Here is a 19,831-nt window from a genome sequence, read left to right on the forward strand (position 1 = left end):
GCCGCTCGGGACCCGAGGGCGATCGGGATGACGGTCGGAGCGTTTCTCGGCGCGTCGTTCGTACGTATGGCGAAGAAGGCGCGTTAGGGCCGGCACGACACCGGCGCCACGACCGCCGGACATCGACGCTGTCCTCGGTGAGACACGATCCCCTTACTCAGGGCGCCGCGCCAGCAGGGCGAAAGCGTTCGGCAGCCGCCCCCGGAACGCGGCCGCGTCGATGCCGCCCATGCGCCAGAACGGCTCCGCATACTCCTCAAGGCTCAGGATCTGCAGACCGGACCGGCTCAGCGCGGTGACGATGCCGCCCAGCGTCCACTGCCACATGACCGCCCCGCCCGCCGGGAAGCTGTCGTCGTCGCAGACGAAGGAGCGGCCGAAGTAGCTGCGGTCGGGGCGGACGCGGGGCTCGTCGAGGTCCCAGGTCCACAGGTCGGTGGCGGGGTGGCCGTCGTGGATGAAGAAGTGGCCGCCGGGCCGGACGAGGCGGGCCATCTCCGCGGCCCACGCGCCGATGTCGGGCATCCAGATCAGCGCGCCCTTCCCCGTGTAGACGAGGTCGGCGCAGCCGTCCGGCAGCGGCACGGCGGGAACCGTGCCGACCACGTAGCGGCACGCGACCCCGAGCGCGTCCGCGCGGCTCCGGGCGGCGCGGACGGCGGGCAGGCTGTAGTCGACGCCGATCACCAGGCGGGCGCCGGCCTGGGACAGCGCGATGTCGTCCTGGCCGTTGCCGCTCTGCGGGTGGACGACCGTCGGGTGCGTCGCGAGGATGTCCCGGAGCAGTGTGCGCTCGCTGGGTACGAGCGTGGCGCCGGTCGCGGCGTGGGCGAGCATCTCGTCGTGGAAGGGCGTCTGGCCCTGGTACGCCCTGTCCCATGCGGCACGGTTGGCGAGCGTCGTCTCATCCATGCCGGCCATTCTCCGTGCGGGTGGCCGGCAGCGAAACCGACTTGTCCCGTGCTACCCGCCACGCCGACGCCCACGCGGCGAACGTGGCGTTCGCGGCCTGGCGGGGGTGCACCGTCCGAGGCGTCCGGCACGACACTTCAAAGGATCAACCACCTCCATGGGTACGCCCCGGAGCTTCAGAGCCGCCCGGCCAACGGTCCTGCCGGGGGCAGGTTGCCTGAATGCTGCGTTTAAATGTCTAATTGGGATGCTTACAGCTATCTCGGATCAGCGAGCTTTTCAACCCGTTTGAAAACGGCTCCATCCGCGACCCGATCATGAGGAGATTCGCCGTGGGCCGCTTCGACATGCCCGACATCGAGACGCTCCGTGCCCGCGAGAAGCTGGTGCTCGACCACATCCACGACGAGGGCACCCAGCACTGGGACGACGTGATCTCGACGTTCCCGCACCCGTACTACGAGCTGATCGCCACCATGAAGGTCTACGACGGCGAGGAGGGCGTCCGCGGTTACTGGGCCGAGTCCCGGGGCGCGTTCCCGGACCAGAACCACGAGCTCATCTCGCTGCGGCACAGCCCGGACGCGGTCATCGTCGAGTTCTGGCTGACCGGCACGCACCTCGGCCCGCTGAACGGCATACCCGCGACCGGTCAACGGTTCCGCATGCGGATGACCGCCTACTTCATCTTCGACGAGCAGGAGAACCTGGTCTCCGAACGCGCCTACTTCGACACGATGACCATGCTGCGCCAGCTGATGGGCGGCCTCAACATGCGCAACCCCCGCAACTGGCTGTGGGCGATCCGGGCGTTGCGCGGACTGTCCAAGATGACCTCCACGCCGGATCCCCGCCTGCTCGACACGCCGCCGCCGGACCTCTCGCACTGAGCCCCGCGCCCGCGGGCTGAGCGTTCCGCGGCGGGAACGCTCAGCCTCACCGGTCGCTCGTCATGGACGTGCGCGGATGTGCTCCGGCGGGGTCGGCTCGCCGCCGGTCAGGAAGCGCATGACCGTCGGGTCGCTGTCCAGCTCGATCAACAGGTCCGCGTCGTCGGCGGTGACGTGGCGCAGGGTCAGGCGTGCGGTGTCCAGGTAGGCATTCACCAGCGCATCCTGATGCAGTCCGGCGCGAAGGTCCACGCGTTATCGGCCGGGCCGCAAGGATTGGTACACCAGCCACAGCACGAGCGCGACGGGTGTGAGGACCAGCGAGAACAGGATGCCGGCGAACATGCTGTAGCCGTGCGGGTCGGACGACAGGCCGACGGCGCTGAGCACCGCCATGCCGGCCAGCAGGACGATCAGCGCGCTGGTGACCGCGGCCGCGCCGAGCGCGAGGCGTCGCAGCACCGTGCGCAGGGTGCCTGGCATGTTCATGATCGGCTCCGCGGAGGTGGGGCGCTGTCGGGAGGTCCAGCCTGCCAGACGGCGAGTCTCCCGGGATCCGGGGATCGCACCGGTCTGGGAACATCGATGGGGTCCGCGAGACAGACGCCACGGGGGTGGGCATGGACGTCGTGTTCGATGTTGCCGATCGAGGGATGGCGGAGCTGCGGCGGCGGTTCCCGCGCGTGCTGCTCGCGGTGACACTCGGCGTGTGGCTGCCGGTGGTGGGGCTGCTGCTGGTGGCGATGTACGGCCGGCCACTGTGGGCGGTCGTCCTGGTGCTGGTGATCGTGGCGCCGACGTTCGTGCTGGTGGGTGTGGTGGCGGTGCGCGGGCTCCGGCGTACCCCGGCGTGGGTGTGGGGTTCTGGGGTCGCGGGCGTGGTGGCGGGCTCCGGCGTGGTGGTGCCGCTGTGGCTGCCGGCCGACGCGACGCGCGGCATGCTGATCGCGGTGGCGAGCTTCGTCTACGCGCAGATGTATCTGGGGTTGCTCGGCGTGGTGGACCACCTCTGGATCGTGCGGCACGGCGGCGTGGAGCCGGTGGAGGACGCGGTGTTGCGGCTGCGGCGGATGCTGCAGGTGCGGTTGCTGCTGGCGAGCGCGGTGGTGGTGTGCGGCGCGGTGAGCCCGCGGGCCGGGGACTACCCGTCGATCTTCCCGTTCGGGTGGCTGTACCTGGCGACGATCCCGCTGATCTGGATGGCGCTGCGGGATCGGGAGCGCGGGCGGGCGTGGCGGGTGGCGGCCGCGATCACCGGGGTGACGGTGGTCAATCTGTTCGTGCTGGTGGACGGGCCGGGGCGGCAGCGGACGCTGGTGGAGTACGGCTGGATCCTGCTGGTCGCGGTATATCTGTGGTCGAAGGCGGCGCGCGTGGGGTACTGGGCGGCACCGCACGGGGACGCGTCGGCCGGGTAGAACTCGGTTGTCCGGCTGCGGCGGGCGTGCTTAGGGTGCGGGTATGCGGACGCTGACGGTGACCTTCGACGCGCGCGAGCCGGAGACTCTTGCGACCTTCTGGGCGGAGATGCTCGGGCGCAGCCCGATTCGGGAGCCTGACGGGGTGCGCCTTCCGGGGGAGGGCGGGCAGGCCGGCCTGCGCTTCGTGGCGGGGCCTGCGCCGGAGCGGGGGACCCGCGGCCTGCACCTGCATCTCACCAGCACGACGCCGGACGAGCAGCAGCACACCGTCGACCGGGCGCTGAAGATCGGCGCGAGTCATCTGGACGTGGGGCAGCTGCCGGAGGAGGGGCACATCGTGCTGGCCGACCCGGAGGGCAACCCGTTCTGTGTGATCGAGGCCGGCAACAACTTCCTGGCCGGCACCGGGTTCCTCGGTGAGGTGGCCTGTGACGGGACGCGGGCGGTCGGCCAGTTCTGGGCGGAGACGCTGGGGTGGCCGCTGGTCTGGGACGAGAACGAGGAGACGGCGATTCAGTCTCCGCTCGGGGGCACGAAGGTCGCGTGGGGCGGGCCGCCGCTCGCGCCGAAACGGGGGCGCAATCCGCAGCGCTTCGAGGTCGGCCTCCCGGCCCCCGCCGAGAGCGGCCACGTCGAGAGCGGCCTCGCCGGCAGCGACGAACTCACCGATCCCGACGGGAACGAGTTCACCCTCGTAGTGCGCCGGACATGAATCCGCGCACGTAACTGCGCTGCAGCACCATGAACAGCAGCAGGCACGGCACGGCCATCAGCGTCACCCCGGCCTCCAGCGCCGCGTAGTCGATCGCCCCGAACGTCGCGGTCCGCATGTTGACCACCGCGAGCGTCATGGTGAACCGGTCCGTCGAGTTGAGCAGGATCAGCGGCGCGAAGAACTCGGACCAGCTGGACAGGAACGCGAACAGCGCGACCGTCACCAGGCCGGGCCGGACCGCGGGCAGCATCACCCGCAGCAGCACGCCGAGGCTGGACGCGCCGTCGACCTGCGCGGATTCTTCCAGTTCGCGCGGGACGGCGGCGAACGAGTTGCGCATCATGAAGATCGCGAACGGCAGCTGGAACATGATCAGGACCAGGCTCAGGCCGAGCAGCGAGTCCTGGAGGCCGATCCAGCCGAGCAGCACGTAGAGCGCGATCAGGATGGTGGCGTAGGGGACCATCAGGATGGCCAGCGTGACCAGGAACAGCGCGTCCCGCCCGGGGAACTCGAACCGCCCGAACGCGTAGCCACCGAGCGTCGCCACCAGCAGCGTGCCGCCGACGGTCAGCGCGGCCACGGTCAGGCTGTTGAGCACGTGGTAGCCGCGGATGCCGCTGTCGTCCGTGAACAGGCGGGCGTAATTCTCCAACCCGAAGCCATCGGGGGTACGGAGTGAGGCGTAGCCGCTCCACAGCAGCGGGAACAGGAAGAGGACGGCGAGCGCGCCACCGGTGACGGGGTGCAGGATCTTCACGGGGCGCTCCGATCGCGCAGGACGGCCAGTTGCACCAGCGAGACGGCGACGAGCACGATCAGCAGCACCACGGACACGGCGGCGGCGGAGCCGAGGTCCAGCTCGATGAACGCCTTGCGGTAGATCACCATCACCAGCGAGGTGGTGGAGTTGTCCGGGCCGCCGCGGGTGAGGATCCAGAACTGGTCGAACGCGAGCAGCGACCCGGTGACGATCAGCGTGAGGACCAGCGCGATCGTGGCCCGGAGCAGTGGCAGCGTGATGTGGGTGAACGTCTGCCACCGGCCGGCGCCGTCCAGCTTCGCGGCCTCGTACACCTCGGTGGGTATGGCCTGCAGACCGGTGAGCAGGATGAGCATGTTGAACCCGGCGAAGCGCCACAGCACCAGCAGGATCGCGGCGCCGAGCGCGGTCGTCGCACTGCCGCTGACGCTGACCACGCCGCCGAACGGGCCGATCTCGGCGCTGAGCAGGCCGAGGAACAGCAGCGATGCCGAGGCGAAGCCGACCGCGGCCGGCAGGAAGAACGCGGTGCGGAACAGGCCGGTGCCCGGCCGTTTCCGTTGCACCAGCAGGGCCATGCCGAGCGCGGTCGTGAACAGCAGGACCGTGATGATCACGGTGTACCGCGCGGTGAACCAGGCCGCGTCCGTCAGCAGCGTGTCGCCGGTCGACCCGGTGTAGTTGGCGGGCGCGTTCAGCGACGGCACGCCGAGCAGCGGCCAGCGGTGCAGGGACATCCACGCCACGAGCCCCAGGGGTACGACGAAGAACGCGCCGACCATGAACGCGGTGGGGGCGGCGTAGAGCAGCCCGGTGAGCGCGCGCCGCCGCCGGGGCCCGGCCGGGGCGGCACGCACCGCCACGGCCGGGCGCGACACGGTCGTCGTCACTTCGCGAGCGAGGCGGTCAGGGCCGACGCGCCGTCCGTGAGCGAGGCGGTCGCGTCGCCGAAGAGCGCGCCGCGGAACGTGGCGATCCACGGGCTCTGCGGGTCGTTGTAGGTGGCGTTGAAGTTCTTCGCGTACGGCGTCCTTCCCTTGGCCATCAGCGAGTTGATGGTGACCACGCGCGGGTCGGCCGTGGCGTACGTGTTGGCGGCCAGGTCCGTACGCACCGGGACGCCCTTGCCCTTGGCGATCACCTCGATCTGCGCCTCGTCGCCGAGCGTCCAGGACAGGAAGTCCCAGGCCGCGCCCGCGTGCTTCGACGTGGCGCCGACGCCGATCGCGTCACCGCCGACGAACGTGGACTCGCCGCCGGTCAGCCCGCTGATTGGCGCCACGCCCAGCGCGAAGTCGGCCTTCTCCTCGATGATGCCGAGCCAGACACTGGGCGCGGGCGCGATGCCGATGTTGCCGCTCTGCAGCGCGCCCAGCCAGGTCGGGCCGGCCTCGTCTTTGGACGCGGGCGCGGCCACGCCCTCGTCGAAGAGTTGCCGGTAGAGCGCGAACACGCCGGCCATCTCCGGCCCGTTGATGGTGCTGGCGGTGCCGTCGTCGTTCATGACGTCGCCGCCGGCGGCCCAGACGGACGGCCACAGCGTGAACACGTTGCAGCCGCCGCAGTTGCCGCCGAAGTAGGTGCCGTTGACGTCGCCGCCGAGCTTGTCGACCGCGCGGGCCTGCGCCGCGAACTCGGTGAGCGAGGTCGGCGGCTTGTCGGGATCCAGGCCCGCGCGAGTGTAAAGATCCTTGTTGTAGAGCAGCACGGACATGTCGATCGTGTGCGGGACCGCGTAGTGGCGGCCCTCCCAGGTGCCGTTCCTGACGTGCGCGGGTGCGACCTTGCCGGCCACCGGGAGGGCCTCGAACCGGTCGGTGATGTCGAGCCAGAGGCCCTGGGACGCGTACTGCGGTGCGAACACCACGTCCGCGGCGAAGAGGTCGGGCAGCGCCTTCGCACCGGCGGCGGAGGCGAGCTTCGCCGGGTACTCCTCGTTCGGGTACGCCGTGACCTCGACCGTGTCCTCGTGTGTCGCGTTGTACGCCTCCGCGTACGCCTTGGACACGGTCTCGGTCGCGGCCCGGGTCCAGAGCGTGACGGTCGCCGGCCCGTCGTCCGCGGCCTGGCCACCACAACCCGCCACACCCGTCATCAGAAGGACGGCGGCGATCGACCTCTTCACAGTTATCTCCTAAGGGGTATAAGCCTGCAGCTCCGTTATTCCGGTCCTGAACCCGGAGGCGTGGGTCACCTGGATCCGGAACCGCACGGCGCTGACCGCGCTGAACCGGACGGTGTTGTAGTTGGATCTCGGCGCGGCCTGGGTCGCCACGTTCACCCAGGCGGTGCCGTTCCAGTACTGGACGGTGTACGACGTGGGCGGCCGGTAGCGGTTGGTGGCCCGGTCGTTGCGGAAGTAGACGCGCACCTCGCCGAGCGTGCGCGCGGTCCCGAGGTTGACCTCCAGCCAGTCCGTGGCGTTCGGCGACTGGTAGGTGCCCCAGATCGGCTCGTTGATCGGGTAACCGTCGACCGCGGCCGCGCCGGACGTGCCGGAGGCGGTGTAGGACGCGCCGGTCGTCGCGCCCTTGAAGGCGTTGCTCGCGCTCAGGTGCGTGCCGGACTTCGCGAAGATGTCCACCACCCGCGCGCCGTTCTGGGTGACCTGCGCCGGCGCCTGGATCCCGGGCACAGCCGCGCTGTAGGTGACCGTCCCGCCGGACGGCAGCGTCACCGCGCCGGTCGCCGGGTTGTAGACCACCCTGGTCAGCCGGTCCACCGTGAACGCGCGCGTGCCGTTGAGGTAGACGGAGTAGCCCTGCGGGAAGCCGTTGTAGCGGGTGATCCCGTCCGCCGGGTCGTCCCAGACGATCGACAGGTCCGCGTTGCGGTAGCGCAGGTTGTTCGCCGCGAAGTGCGACCAGCCGATCCCGATCGGGGACAGCTCGACCTGCGCGTCGTTGCGCGGCCGGAGCCCCATCACGTCCTCGATCACGGTCCAGTTGCTGCTGCCGAGGATGTTGTGGTGGATCCAGGAGCGGTAGTCGATGGTCTGGGCCGAGGTGTTCCAGTCCGCCCAGAACTCGTTCGCGTCCGGCCAGGCCGTGTTCCCGCCGACGTACTGCGCCCAGGTGTTCCAGTAGAGCAGCTTCTTGTAGTCCTCGTTGTTCATCCACTGGTTGGGGTAGTTGCGCAGCACGGAGGAGTAGAGCCGGAACTGGACGGTCGAATTGATGGTGGAGAAGTTGTTGCTGCCCGGCTGACCCGCGGCGGCCGCGGCGGCCTTGTCCTTCTGGTTGGCGGTGAAGAACGGGAAGATCGGGTACTCCGCCGGGTCCGCGTAGAGCCGCAACGCCTGCTTGTACGTGTCCGTGTTCGGCATCGCGCCGACCGAGAACGGGTAGTAGTTGTTGATCTCCTTCCACGGTACGAACGCGTTCGTCGCCACGTGGCGGTGCTCGATCAGCTGCCGGGAGGGGTTCCACAGCACGTTCACGATCGCGGTGCGTACCCGGTCCGCGATCGCCTGCATCTCCGCCGCCTTCGCGGTGTCCCCGGCGACCGTGTAGGCGGCCGCGGCCGCGAGCGCGTTGCTGTAGACGTAGGCGGACTCGGCCCGGTCCAGGTTTCCCTCACGCCAGTGGAACGACACCGCGTCCGCGTCGTTGCCGGTCAGCGCGCCCCAGTCGTACTCGATGAGGCCGTTGTCGTCGTGGTCGTAGTAGGAGAGCTGGCCCTTCACGTCACCTTCGGCGTAACGGGCGAGCTGGGCCGCGATCGCCGGCTGTCCACCGTGGATCTGATAGGCCCGCCAGGCCGCCTCGGAGATGTACTGCGTGTACGAGTTCGACCAGTTCTCCGGGTCGCCCGGGTTGTCCACGAACCGGCCGCCCTTCGAGACCTGACCCACCGACACCCACGGCCCGAACGAGTACGCCGGGTCGCGCAAGTATTTTAGATCATCGATATGCATGGGCTGGGTGAGCACGATCGCGTTGTTGTAGCCGAGCGCGCCCTCGACCGAGATCGGGAACTGGAAGTCCTGCCCGGGAATGTCCGCGTCCAGGTGGTTGAAGCGCATCAGCCACCAGCGGTAGTAGATGTTCTTCTTGATCGCGGGCTCGGGAACGTCCAGGTACGGGATGTTCTGCGCCCACCAGCGGTGGTACGCGCGCACGTGGGTGGCGAAGGCGGCGTCCGGGGCGTACCCGCGGAAGGTCTGGTATTCGGTGAGCGACTCCGGGATCTCGTTGGCGACGAAGCCGAGCACCACCTTGGTGGTCACGGTGGCGCCGGGCGCGACCGTGATACTGCGGTTCAGGCCGCCGGAGGTGGCGGTGAAGCCGTCCGCGGACAGGCGCGGGTGCAGCGTGGTCAGGTTGTTCTTCACGTTCACCTGACCGGTCAGTTCGTTCCCCGACCCGGTGCCGGCATACGGCGAGGTGACCCTGAGACTCAAGGTTGACGCGGCGGACCCGCTGTTCGTGATCGCCAGGTTGGCCACGGCCACGTTCTGCTGCGTGATGAACTTGGTCTGATTGATCCGGATATTTCCGGAGGTGTGCACGGACTTCCAGTGGCTCGGCGCCTGCCACCGCTGCGCGACCTGCTCGGTGAACGTCCCCGGGCTCGCGGTCACCGTGAACGCGGACTGGTCGTTGATGCTCTCCCAGTACGCCACCTGCCCGCCGAAGCCCAGCGTGCCCGGCGTGTGCGTCTTCATGAACACCGCGCGCCCGCGGCTCATCAGCCACGTGCCGGCCGGATCGTTGCCGGACCGGGCCAGCAGTCGGTCCATCCAGAAGTCGGTGCCGCCGGCTTCCGCGTCGTAGATCGCCTGCATGGTGCTGCCGGTGGAGAGCGCGGCCGGCGCCGCCGGAATGCTGCCACCGGAGAACGTGGGATATCCGATGGGTTGCGCTGCTTGGGCCGGAGCGGCCGGGACGGTAAGGAGTGCGAGGACGAGCGCGGAGCTCAGGGCGATCCGCATCGTGGGCACCTCCTGTTCAGGGGGTCAGGACGGCATGACGGGCAGCCAGACGCGCATCGTGGCGGGACCACGACGGGCCCAGCGGTGGTACGGCACGAGCGGCACGACGATCGGGGTGGCGGGGCCCCGGTCGGTGCCGGTGCTGCGGTACGGCCAGCGCGCGTCGGTGGGGGAGGCGAACCGGCCCTTCACGGCGGCGGCCTGCGGGGCCTCCGACGCGTCGACCATGAGGTGATCCAGGTTCTGCCGCGCGTCCAGCGACTCGACGCACATGACCAGCGGCCCGGCCTCGACCGCCACGCACCCGCGCACCGCGTCGATCCGCGGGTCCGGCCGGGTCCAGCGCGGCGACACCGGCAGGCGCAGGCGCAGCAGGTCGCCGGTGGCGAAGTCGCGGCGCACGCGCACGGCCGTGCCGGCCTCGACCAGGCGGCCGTCCAGCGTGGCGCCGTGCGCCCAGCCGGGGATGCGCAACGTCAGCACGCGTTCGCCCTGGTCCGCGCGGCGCACCTCGATCGCGATGTCGCCGTCGTCCGGGTAGTGCGTGCGCACGGCCAGGCGCAGCCCGCCCGCGGTGACGTCCATGTTCGCGTACTGGTGCAGCTGCACGCCCTCGGCGCTGGACGTGGCCAGGTAGCCGGGCAGGCCGGCCAGCAGCCGTGCCACGTTCGGCAGGCAGCAGGAGACCTCGAAGAACGGCGCGCGCGGGCCGCCGCCGAAGCGCAGCTGCGCCCGGTCCGCCGGGACGAACTCGGTCGGCGTGCGCTGGTGCAGCGTGTGCGCGTAGAAGAACGACCGGCCGTCGTCCGCGATCGCGGTGGCGATCACGTTGTAGAGGACCCGCTCGACGACGTCGCCGTACCGCACGTCGCCGGTGGCCAGCAGCAGCCGGTGCGCCAGCATGATCGTGGCGACGCCGGCGCAGGTCTCCGAGTAGGCCCGGTCCGGCGGCAGCACGAAGTCGTCGCCGAACGACTCGTCCTGGTGCCGCGACCCCATGCCGCCGGTCAGGTAGGTGCGCCGCGCCAGCGCGTGGTCGAACTGGCGGATCACGGCGTCCAGCAGCTCGGTGTCGCCGGTCTCCACGGCCACGTCCACCGCGCCCGCGGCCAGGTAGAGCGCGCGGACCGCGTGCCCGCGCAGGCTGTGTGCCTCGCGGACCGGCGTGTCGTCCAGGAAATAGGTCCAGCCGAACTCGTGCTCCGGTAGCGTGCGGTGGCCGCGCCGGTCGATCAGGTCCTTCGCCGTCTCCAGGTAGCGCGCCTCGCCGGTCACCCGGTACAGCTCGACCAGCGCGGTCTCGATCTCCGGGTGCCCACAGAGAACGGTCGCGTTCCCTGTCACATGGTCGGCGGCCCTGCGGGCCACCTCGACAAGATCAGGAGCTTTGCCGGTACGCGCGGCGGCGACGCCGGCCTGGATCAGGTGGCCGAGGCAGTACAGCTCGTGCCCGAAGTTCGGATCGGACCAGCGCTTCTGCTGGCCGTCGCGGCCGTACGCCGTACCCAGGTAGCCGTCCTTGTCCTGGGCTTCGACCAGCAGCGCGGTGAGCGCGGCGATCTCGGTGGCGTGGTCGGCGTCGTCCCAGCAGTAGGCCTCGAGCAGCTTGTAGATCTCCGAGTCGGTGAACTCGCGGCCGGCGTGCGTGCCGGGCGTCCGGAAGTTCCCGATCCAGCCCATCCGGTCCATCCAGGCGTGCGCGTGCGGCATGATCCCGGCCGTGTTGATCGCGCGCCGGTCCGCCCAGAACCCGTCGCCGACCAGGCGCACGGCCTCCGGCGACACCGGCCGGAACGCGCCGGACGACGGCACGACGGGTCCATGCTCCACTGCGGTCACGCCGGTCCTCCACGGGTCGTCGAAAACCTTTTCGGGAATCCTGGCACCGGGTTACTCCACTGTCAACGGTCGATGTCGTGGCGATGTCCGCCGCAATCGGCGGCTATGCTGACCCGAAAACCTTTCGATCTTTCGGGGGTACGCGTGGCGCGGACGCAGGCCGTGACCCTGACCGACGTGGCCCGGCTGGCCGGCGTCTCGGTCGCCACCGCCTCCAAGGCGCTGAACGCGCGCGGCGAGGTCGCGCCCGCCACCCGGCAGCGCGTGCAGGCCGCCGCGGACGAGCTGAAGTTCTCGCCGAACATCCTGGCCCGCGGCCTGATCTCCGGGCACACGCGCACGATCGGCCTGCTCACCGACGAGCTGTCCGCGGCCCGGTTCACCATCCCGGTGCTGCTCGGCGCGGAGAACGCGCTCGGCGACGAGCAGATGAGCGTGCTGCTCTGCGACGCGCGCGGCGACGCGATCCGCCGCCGCCACTACATCCGCACGCTGCTGGCCCGGCAGGTCGACGGCTTCATCATCCTCGGCGACGCGAACGAGGTCCGGCCCTCGCTGACCCACGACATCCCGGTCCCGGTCGTCTACGTGTACTGCGAGTCCGACGACCCGGGCGACGTGTCCATCGTGGCGGACGACGCCGGTGGCGCCCGGCTCGCGGCCCGGCACCTGGTGTCGCTCGGCCGCCGCCGGATCGCGCACATCACCGGCGACCACGGCTATCGGGCCGCACGGGACAGGGCCGACGCGTTCCTGTCGGAGCCCGGCATCGACCTGGTCGGCGAGCCGCTGTTCGGCCAGTGGTCGCAGCGGTGGGGACGGCACGCGGCCGCCATGCTGCTCTCCACCCACCCGGACGTGGACGCGATCTTCTGCGGCAGCGACCAGATCGCGTACGGCGTCACGGAGACGCTGCGCGACCTCGGCCGCAGCGTGCCGGACGACGTGGCCGTGGTCGGGTACGACAACTGGGAGGTGATCGCCGCCGAGTGCCGCCCGCCGCTGACCACGGTCGACCTCAACCTGGAACAGCTCGGCGCGGCCGCGGTCAAGCACCTGTTCGCGGCGCTCGACGGCAATCCCTCCTCCGGCGTGGTGCGCATGCCGACCCGGCTCATCGTGCGTGAGTCCACCGGGGTGGCGCGCCGGTCATAGGCCGTACCGGTTCTTCAGGTGCCGCCACCAGTCGCGGGCCATCCACGTGTCGAACTCGGTGATCTGGCTCGCGCTGCCGGCCATCATCAGGAAGCCGCCGACGCCCGGGTCCCAGTCGTAGAAGTCGTCCAGGCCGAGGCCGTGGCCGATCTCGTGCAGCAGGATGTGCTGGTTCTCCTGGTTGAGCGAGTTCACGTAGTACTCGCTGCCGACGCGCTGGCCCCAGTCGCCGCCCGCGCCACCGGCCATGCCGGCCGTGAGCCAGAGCGACATGTCGTAGTGGTGGGCGTACCCGCCGGGGCAGTTGGGGTATTGGCCGTTCTGGTGGAAGAAGCGGCCGCACGGTTCCGCGCACTGCGGCGCGTTCTCCCGGATGTTGCCGACGTAGATGTCGACGGAGTTGTCCGTCCACTGCAGCGTGTTGCGGTCCCGGACCGCCCAGCCGACCACGTTGACCGGCACGTTCGTGTAGGGGAAGCCGTCGAACCCGGCCATCGCCGCGATCCACTTGTTGAACTGCTGGCCGAGCTTGACCTCGATCTGGTCCCGCAGCGCGGCGCTGACCGGCGCGCTGGAGTCCCAGCGCACGCAGTAGTTGATGCTGCCCTGCGCCGCGATCAACTGGTCCCAGATGTAGTTGCGGAACCCGTAGAGGTCGCCGTAGGTGTCCTCCTGATGCTTCCAGACCGCGTTGAGCGCGCTGGAGAGGTGGGACGGCGGGTTCCAGGTGCTGGGCGCGGGTGTCGTCGGTGCCGGTGTGGTCGGTACGGCGCTTCCCGTGCAGGTCACGCCGTTGAGCGCGAACGTGGCCGGCGCCGCGTTGCTGCCGCTGTAGGTGGCGTTGAAGCCGAAGCTCGCCTCCGCGTTCGTGGCCAGCGCGCCGTTCCAGGACGCGTTCGTCACCGTGACCGCGGCGCCCGACTGGGTGTACGACCCGTTCCACAGCTGGTTGATCTGCTGCGAGCCCGGGAACGAGAACGTCAGCCGCCAGCCGTTGATCGCGTCGCCGAGGTTGGTCACCGCGACGGTGCCGCTGAAGCCGCCGCCCCACTGGCTCGGCGTCGAGTAGACGACCCGGCAGCCCGCGGCGGCCGCGTGTGCGGTCGCCACCATCGCGCCCGAGGCCGCCATCGCGATCGCGATCATGCCCGCCACCAGAGCCGGTCTTCGCATGGATCTCATGATTCGTGCCCCTTCGAGTGCCGAAAACCTTTTCGGGCACCCTAGGCATTGGCATTGATAAATGTCAATGGCGGGTGGTTCTGTCGGAGGGCCGCGCTACGCTCCCGCGGTGACATCTTCGGCTCATCTATGCGCATATGTCCCTCGCGAGGAGCGGCCATGACCCAGGATCTGCTGTCCGCGGCCGCGGCCGGTGACCGGGACCGCGTGCTCGCGCTGCTGCCCACCATGGATGCCGCAGCCCGCCGCGGCGCGGTGCGCGCGCTGACCACGGCCTGGCGGGAGCTGCCGGAGGAGTGGGTCGAGCCGGCCCGCGAGCGGCGCGCGGCGCTCGAGGTGGCGGTGCTCGGCTGCCACACCGCCCCGGCCGGGGCCGCCGCCTGGATCCTGCGCGTGTGGCGGCGGGACGACGACCACCTCGACAGCCGCCTGCTGCCGGTGCTGGCCGACCGGGATCCGGCGTGGCTCGCGGACGTCGCGCACCGGCTGGCCGCGGCGCTGCGGGTCCGGCCCACGGCCGAGTGGCCGTACGGCGGCATGGGCGAGGGGTACCTGTTCGCGCTGATCGACGAACTGCTCCGGCACTCCGCCGACGGGGTCGGGCGGTCTGCCGACGGCCCGGAGCGCTCCGTTGGGGGCCTGCCGTCCGGCGAGGGCTTCGTGACCGAGTGGGCGCTGGCTCTGTGGCAGCGGTCGCGCGACGCCACGCCGTTCCGGGCGGACACGCGCACGCCGGTGCTGCTGCCGCGCCTGATGGAGGTGACCGGGCTCGGCACGTTCCTGGACCGGTCCGAGTTCGGCGACGTTCTGGCGTCGCTCACCGAGAGCGGCGAGATCGCACGCGGGACGCTGATCGAGCTCTGCGCCGGGCGGCTGCTGATCGGCGGGAAGCCGGGGGAGACGCGCGGCCTCTGGAAGCTGCTGGACGCGATCGGGCCGACCGAGGAGGAACTGGTCGGGTTGATCCCGGACTGGTCGCGTCTGGCCGCGACCGGTGAGACGCCGGTGGCCGGGCGCGCGCAGGCGATTCTGCAACGGCTGTGGGAGGCGGGGCATCTTGACGCGTTGACGCTGGCGGAGACCTCGCGCGAGGTGCTGGTGCGCCCGGAGCGGGTGGTGGTCCGCGCGCAGCTGAAGCTGCTGGCCGGTGCGCTGCGCCGCGTTTCGGCGGACGCGGCGGGGCCGCGCGCCTCTGCGGCATCGCGCCGCACCTCGTCCATGACGACCGCGCCCCATCGCGCCCCGGCGGACGTCGCCGTGCTGCTGCCCGCGATCGCGGTCGCGTTCGGCCACGACGACAGTGCGGTGCAGGAGCAGGCCTGGAAGCTCGTCGCCGCGCACGCGGACGCGGCCGACGACGAGGTCCGTGCGGCCGCCACGCTGCTCACGCCGGACCTCGCGGCCCGCGCCGCCGGCGTGCTCGGCCTGTCCTCCGGCGCGTCGTCCTATGAGGAGACGCTGCCGCCGATCTCCGTGCCGCGCCGCCTCGACCCCGCGCCGGACAGCGTGGTCGCGCTGGCCCAGGAGGTCGCCGCGCTGCTCGCCTCCCGCAGCCCGTCCCCGGCCGGCCGCGAGCGGGTGCTGGACGGCCTGGTCCGGCACGCCCGCCACGACCGCGAGAAGCTCGCTGCCGAGTTGCGGCACGTGGTGCGCGCCGACCGGCACCTGCCCGACGAGCTCCGCGACCTCCTGATGGCGGTGCTGGAGCGCAGGAAGCCCGGCGCGGCCCCGCCGCCGGGGATGACCGAGGGCGACAGGCACCACCGCTGCGCGCACTGCGTCTTCGACGGGGCCTGGCTGCTCCGGGCCGCCGAGGCCGCCCGCCGGATCCTGACCGATCCGGTGCCGTACCTGCTGGCCACCCCGGTCCACGAGACCGGCGTGATCGACGCGGACGTGCTGCTGGAGCGCCTGACCGGCTACGCGCGCGACGGTGTGCGCGCCGGCCACGCGGACCTGGACCAGGCGCTGCTGCGGGTGCGTCTCGACGAGGACCGGGAGCGGATCTCCGCGGCCGCCACCGCGCTCGGCACGCCGGACGCGGCCCGGTTCGCCCGCTGGCTCGACGGCGGCGGCATCCTGGCCGGCCGGAGCGCGGACGACCCGGCCACCCGGCTCCCGGCGCTGCGTGACGGCTTCTCCGACGGCTTCGCGATGCTCGACGATCGCCTGCGCGCGGAGTACCACTACGACCTGGCGTCCGGCGCGCTCCCGCGCTGGCTGACCGTGGTGCCGGTGTACCGCGAGTACATCGCGGCGCAGATCGACGCGGTGGCCGGCTGGGAGGGCTACGACGCGTTCGTGCCGGACCTGCCGCTGCTCGCCGAGGCGGACGGACCGGCTGGGCCGCTCACGGACAAGATGATCGCGAAGCTCGTCGCCCGAGGTGAGCCCGCGCACGCGTTCGCGATCACGGACGCGCTGCTCCAGCTGGCCGCGCGCGGGGACCTGGACCCGGCCCGCTGCGGCGCGATCATCGGCGGCTCCAACCGCTACCACGCGGCCGACGACACGCCGCCGGAGGTGGCCGCGCTGCTCGGCGACCTCGCGCGGACCGGGGCGTACCAGCTGGTGTGGGGCCTGTTGCAGACCGCGCTGCCCGGCCTGATCGACCGCCCGAGACGCCCGCAGCGGCTCAACGCGGTCCTGTCGCTGGCCGCGGACTGTGTCAGCCGCACCGGCGCGACCGGTGCGGTGCCCGGCCTGGACGCGCTCGCGGACAGCGGCGGCAGCTCCCAGACCGTCAAGCAGGCCAAGCGCCTGCGCGACTGCCTGGCGGCCGGGCAGTGACCGTGCCCGCCGCCGGCGGCCCGGCCGTGACCGCATCGCTGCTGGCGGCCGCCGCAGCCGGTGACCACGCGCGCGTCCTGACGCTGCTGTCCACCATGGACGACGCCGCCCGTCGTGCCGCCGCGCGCCCGCTGACCGCGGCGTTCCGGGCGCTGCCCGCCGGAGATCGCTCCAGTCCGGCCCGCGAGCGCTTCGCCGCGACCGAGGCTGCGGCGCTGGGCTGCCAGCCCACGCCGGCCACGGCTGCGGCGATCATCGCGCGCATGTGGCGGCACAGCCCCGGCGGTGGTTTCTCCGGACGCTGCCTGCCCGTGCTCGCCGGCCGGGACCCGGCGTGGCTCGGCGACCTCGCGCACCGGCTGGCCGCCACCATGCGGGTCCCGCGCGTCTGGTCCTATCCGCACTGGACGGGCGAGACGCTGCTGGAGCTCACCGCGGAGCTGGTCCGGCGGGCCGGATGCGCCGTGCCGACCGGTGACGGCTACGTGGCGCTGTGGGGCCTGGAGAAGCAGGCACAGCAGTGGAGTTCCAGCGATCTGCCCCCGCTGCCCGACGATCCGTACACGCCGGAGCTGCTGCCGCGCCTGCTCGACCTGGACGGCTTCGGCCGGCTCGTCGAGGGCGACCGGGACGGCTGGACCCGGACCGTGGCCGGCGCGCTCGACCGCGGCACGTTGCTGGACCGCTGTGCCGGCCGGCTGCTGACCGGCGGGCGCCCGGCCGAGATGCGCGGCTACTGGAAGCTGATTGACGCCGTCGCCCCGACCGAGGACGAGCTGGCCGCGATGACCGCGGACTGGGCGCGCCTGACCGCGACCGCGGACTCGCCGGTCGCCACCCGGGCCCAGGCGATCCTGCGGCAGTTGCGCGCGGCCGGCCGCCTGGACACCGCGACGCTCGGCGAGCTCTCCCGTGACGTGTTGCTGCGTCCGGAACGCACGCTGGTCCGCGCGCAGCTGAGGATGCTGGCGGACGCGCTGCCGGAGCTTCTCCCGGTGGTCGCGGTCGCGTTCGGCAACGAGGACAGCGTGCTGCAGGAGCACGCGTGGAGGATGGTGGCCCCGCACGCGGGCGTGGCGGACGACGAGGTGCGCGCGGCCGTCGCGCTGCTCGTGCCGGACCTGGCCGCACGCGCGTCCGCCGTGCTCGGCGTCTCCACCGTGGACACCGCCGTGCCGGAGATGCTGCCGCCGGTCTCGTCACCGCGCCGTGTCGCGCCCGCGCCGGAGAGCCCGGTGGAGCTGGCCCAGGAGGTTGCCGCGCTGATCGCCTCGCGTGACGAGCAGGCGGCGCCGTCCGACCGGGAGCGGGTGCTGGACGGCCTGGTCCGGCACGCCTACCGGGACCGGGAGAAGCTCGTCGCGGAGCTGCGCCATGCGACCCGCGGCGGCCGGCTCCCGCCCGACCGGATCCACCTCGCGCTGGCCGCGGTGCTGGACGGCACGGCGCCGGAGCTCGGCGAACTCTTCGGCGCGGAGGCCCGCTGCGGCGTCTGCGCCTTCGACGAGACGTGGACCGTGCGGGTCCACGAGGCCGCCGTCCGCATCGTGACCGACCCGGTGCCGTACCTGCTGGCCACCCCCGGCTACGAGACCGGCGCGATCGACGCGGACGAGCTGCTGGACCGCCTCACCGGTTACGCGCGCGACGGCGTGCGGGCCGGCCACGCGGACCTCGACCAGGCGCTGCTGCGGGTCCGCCGGCCCGACGACCCGGACCGGATCTCCGCGGCCGCCACCGCGCTCGGCACGCCGGACGCGGCCAGGTTCGCCCGCTGGTGGAGCGGTGACGATGACGGCTTCTCCGGCCCGTTCACGCTCCTCGGCGCACCGCTGAGCGGCGGCACCCACTGGCATCCGCTGGTCCGGCCGCTGCCGCGCTGGCTGGCCGTGCTCCCGGTCCACCGGGAGAACCTGGCCGTGCTGCTCCACGCGCAGTTCGGCGGCGCGCTGGACCCGTTCTGGCGGGACCTGCCGCTGCTGGCCGAGGCGGACGGGCCCGCCGGCCCGGCGCTCGACGCGCTGCTGGCGAAGGCGATCGGCCGCGCCGGCCCGGACGCCACCACGGCCGTCGTGGACGCGCTGCTCCAGCTGGCCGCGCGCGGCGACCTGGACGCGGCCCGCTGCGGCGGCGCGATCGGCGGCACGCTGCCCGACTACATGCGATGGTCCGGCACGCCGGTTCAGGCAGAGGCGGTCCTCGGCGAGGCGGCGCGGGCCGGCGCGCACGCCACGGTCTGGGCCGTGCTCGCCGCCGCGCTGCCCGGCCTCATCGCCCACGAGGAGCGCCGGTACCGGTTCCACGCGCTGCTGTCGCTGGCCGCGGACTGTGCCGCCCGGTCCGGCGCGACCGGCGTCATCCCGGGCCTCGACGCGCTGGCCGGCAGCGGCGGGAGTTCGCAGGTCGTCAAGCAGGCCCGGAGACTGCGTGACCTGCTGATCTAATTCCGTCGATACGTGCGGGAACTTTGCGGGGACCTCCTCCGACTATCCGGCTGTCCGGAAAGCCCGATCGTCGGAGGAGAACCGCATGCGACGCCGTGACCTGCTGGTAGGAAGCGCGACCCTGGGGGCGGGCGCGCTGCTGCCCGGCCGTGTCTTCGCGCCGGACCACCCCCTGCGGGTACGCATCGTGATGTTCGACGGCGTCGAGGAGCAGGACTTCATCGGGCCGTACGAGGTGTTCTCGCTGGCCGGGCGGCTCAGCGGCGGTGCGATCGAGGTCGCCTACACGGTGCTGGACGGGCCGCGCGCGGTCACGGCCGCGTTCGGCACCCGGGTCGCGGTCGATCACGGGTGGCGGCCGGACGAGGCGGACCTGCTGGTCGTACCCGGTGGCGGTTTCGGTCGTCCGAACGACCCGGGCATCTGGGCGGAGATCAACAACGGTGCGCTCCCGGCCGCGCTCGCCGCCGCCCGCCGTCCCGGGCTGGTGATCACCTCGCTCTGCACCGGCGCGATCATCCTGGGCGCGGCCGGCCTGGTCGCCGGCCGCCCCTGCACCACGCACACCGGCGCGAAGGCGGAGCTGGCCGCGCGCGGCGGCCTCGTCAAGAACGCGCGCGTGGTCGACGACGGCGACCTGGTCACGGCCGCCGGCGTCACGTCCGGCCTGGACCTGGCGTTGCACCTGGTCCACCGCGAGGCCGGCGCCGACGTCGCGATCCGCGCGGAGGAGGTCCTGGAGTACCAGGCCCGCGGCACGGTCTGGACCTCGGGAACGTCGTCCTGA

General features: G+C 71.9%; 16 protein-coding genes. 7 read left to right on the forward strand and 9 right to left on the reverse strand.

What is annotated here, in order from left to right; genetic code table 11:
• Positions 1-153 precede the first annotated feature (153 nt).
• A complete protein-coding gene (locus OP04_RS02045) occupies positions 154-912 on the reverse strand; it encodes a class I SAM-dependent methyltransferase (RefSeq protein ID WP_033338033.1) in 759 nt (252 codons plus the stop codon).
• Positions 913-1,244: 332 nt separating this feature from the next.
• On the opposite strand from OP04_RS02045, the gene OP04_RS02050 reads away from it, so the two are divergent.
• Entirely contained in the window at positions 1,245-1,802 is a 558-nt protein-coding gene (locus tag OP04_RS02050; protein ID WP_232323431.1) for an ester cyclase, read from the forward strand.
• 60 nt (positions 1,803-1,862) lie between these two features.
• On the opposite strand, the gene OP04_RS02055 is transcribed toward OP04_RS02050, so the two are convergent.
• On the reverse strand, positions 1,863-2,018 hold the full coding sequence (locus OP04_RS02055) for a GNAT family N-acetyltransferase (RefSeq protein ID WP_157239121.1): 156 nt from the start codon (positions 2,016-2,018) through the stop codon (positions 1,863-1,865).
• 39 nt (positions 2,019-2,057) lie between these two features.
• Positions 2,058-2,291 carry a hypothetical protein gene (locus OP04_RS02060; RefSeq protein ID WP_085066142.1) on the reverse strand — a complete coding sequence of 78 codons (234 nt, stop codon included), beginning with the start codon at positions 2,289-2,291 and terminating at the stop codon, positions 2,058-2,060.
• A gap of 131 nt (positions 2,292-2,422) precedes the next feature.
• Here OP04_RS02060 and OP04_RS02065 point away from each other — a divergent pair, with 131 nt between their 5' ends.
• A complete protein-coding gene (locus OP04_RS02065) occupies positions 2,423-3,220 on the forward strand; it encodes a hypothetical protein (protein WP_157239123.1) in 798 nt (265 codons plus the stop codon).
• Between the two features lie 43 nt (positions 3,221-3,263).
• Positions 3,264-3,935, forward strand: a complete 672-nt coding sequence (locus OP04_RS02070; protein ID WP_033337646.1) for a VOC family protein — start codon at positions 3,264-3,266, stop codon at positions 3,933-3,935.
• Here the strand turns inward: OP04_RS02070 and OP04_RS02075 are convergent.
• The 5 genes from OP04_RS02075 to OP04_RS02095 are packed head-to-tail and all read right to left on the reverse strand — an operon-like array spanning position 3,910 to position 11,473.
• Positions 3,910-4,698, reverse strand: coding sequence for a carbohydrate ABC transporter permease (locus OP04_RS02075; RefSeq protein WP_033337647.1), 789 nt, complete (start codon positions 4,696-4,698; stop codon positions 3,910-3,912). The two genes, OP04_RS02070 and OP04_RS02075, sit on opposite strands and share 26 nt — an antisense overlap.
• Positions 4,695-5,591: a carbohydrate ABC transporter permease gene (locus tag OP04_RS02080; RefSeq protein ID WP_033337648.1), complete on the reverse strand. Its 897-nt coding sequence runs from the start codon at positions 5,589-5,591 to the stop codon at positions 4,695-4,697. Before OP04_RS02080 ends, OP04_RS02075 begins: the two co-directional genes overlap by 4 nt.
• The gene (locus OP04_RS02085; protein ID WP_033337649.1) at positions 5,588-6,826 is read right to left on the reverse strand and encodes an ABC transporter substrate-binding protein; all 1,239 of its coding nucleotides are present in this window, start codon (positions 6,824-6,826) and stop codon (positions 5,588-5,590) included. Before OP04_RS02085 ends, OP04_RS02080 begins: the two co-directional genes overlap by 4 nt.
• Before the next feature lie 9 nt (positions 6,827-6,835).
• The gene (locus OP04_RS02090; protein WP_051796947.1) at positions 6,836-9,634 is read right to left on the reverse strand and encodes an MGH1-like glycoside hydrolase domain-containing protein; all 2,799 of its coding nucleotides are present in this window, start codon (positions 9,632-9,634) and stop codon (positions 6,836-6,838) included.
• A 24-nt stretch (positions 9,635-9,658) separates the two neighbouring features.
• On the reverse strand, positions 9,659-11,473 hold the full coding sequence (locus tag OP04_RS02095; RefSeq protein WP_033337650.1) for a glycoside hydrolase family 127 protein: 1,815 nt from the start codon (positions 11,471-11,473) through the stop codon (positions 9,659-9,661).
• A 105-nt stretch (positions 11,474-11,578) separates the two neighbouring features.
• Here OP04_RS02095 and OP04_RS02100 point away from each other — a divergent pair, with 105 nt between their 5' ends.
• Positions 11,579-12,628, forward strand: a complete 1,050-nt coding sequence (locus tag OP04_RS02100; protein WP_051796948.1) for a LacI family DNA-binding transcriptional regulator — start codon at positions 11,579-11,581, stop codon at positions 12,626-12,628.
• Here OP04_RS02100 and OP04_RS02105 read toward each other — a convergent pair.
• Positions 12,623-13,801 (reverse strand): cellulose-binding domain-containing protein, encoded by a 1,179-nt coding sequence (locus tag OP04_RS02105; RefSeq protein WP_232323432.1) that lies wholly within the window; start codon positions 13,799-13,801, stop codon positions 12,623-12,625. The genes OP04_RS02100 and OP04_RS02105 overlap by 6 nt on opposite strands.
• Before the next feature lie 168 nt (positions 13,802-13,969).
• On the opposite strand from OP04_RS02105, the gene OP04_RS02110 reads away from it, so the two are divergent.
• The 3 genes from OP04_RS02110 to OP04_RS02120 all read left to right on the forward strand — a co-directional run bounded on the left by OP04_RS02110 (position 13,970) and on the right by OP04_RS02120 (position 19,831).
• Positions 13,970-16,600 carry a DUF7824 domain-containing protein gene (locus OP04_RS02110; protein WP_033337653.1) on the forward strand — a complete coding sequence of 877 codons (2,631 nt, stop codon included), beginning with the start codon at positions 13,970-13,972 and terminating at the stop codon, positions 16,598-16,600.
• A gap of 2 nt (positions 16,601-16,602) precedes the next feature.
• Entirely contained in the window at positions 16,603-19,044 is a 2,442-nt protein-coding gene (locus tag OP04_RS02115) for a hypothetical protein (protein WP_157239126.1), read from the forward strand.
• A gap of 85 nt (positions 19,045-19,129) precedes the next feature.
• On the forward strand, positions 19,130-19,831 hold the full coding sequence (locus tag OP04_RS02120; RefSeq protein ID WP_033337655.1) for a DJ-1/PfpI family protein: 702 nt from the start codon (positions 19,130-19,132) through the stop codon (positions 19,829-19,831).

Origin of the sequence: Catenuloplanes japonicus (genome assembly GCF_000717135.1) — a bacterium.
Lineage (GTDB): Bacteria > Actinomycetota > Actinomycetes > Mycobacteriales > Micromonosporaceae > Catenuloplanes > Catenuloplanes japonicus.

Coding starts and splice junctions, on each gene's coding strand:
- OP04_RS02045 (WP_033338033.1), bottom strand. CDS start 912: ATGGATGAGACGACGCTCGCCAACCGTGCCGCATGGGACAGGGCGTAC.
- OP04_RS02060 (WP_085066142.1), bottom strand. CDS start 2,291: ATGAACATGCCAGGCACCCTGCGCACGGTGCTGCGACGCCTCGCGCTC.
- OP04_RS02065 (WP_157239123.1), top strand. CDS start 2,423: ATGGACGTCGTGTTCGATGTTGCCGATCGAGGGATGGCGGAGCTGCGG.
- OP04_RS02070 (WP_033337646.1), top strand. CDS start 3,264: ATGCGGACGCTGACGGTGACCTTCGACGCGCGCGAGCCGGAGACTCTT.
- OP04_RS02090 (WP_051796947.1), bottom strand. CDS start 9,634: ATGCGGATCGCCCTGAGCTCCGCGCTCGTCCTCGCACTCCTTACCGTC.
- OP04_RS02100 (WP_051796948.1), top strand. CDS start 11,579: ATGCTGACCCGAAAACCTTTCGATCTTTCGGGGGTACGCGTGGCGCGG.
- OP04_RS02105 (WP_232323432.1), bottom strand. CDS start 13,801: ATGCGAAGACCGGCTCTGGTGGCGGGCATGATCGCGATCGCGATGGCG.
- OP04_RS02110 (WP_033337653.1), top strand. CDS start 13,970: ATGACCCAGGATCTGCTGTCCGCGGCCGCGGCCGGTGACCGGGACCGC.
- OP04_RS02120 (WP_033337655.1), top strand. CDS start 19,130: ATGCGACGCCGTGACCTGCTGGTAGGAAGCGCGACCCTGGGGGCGGGC.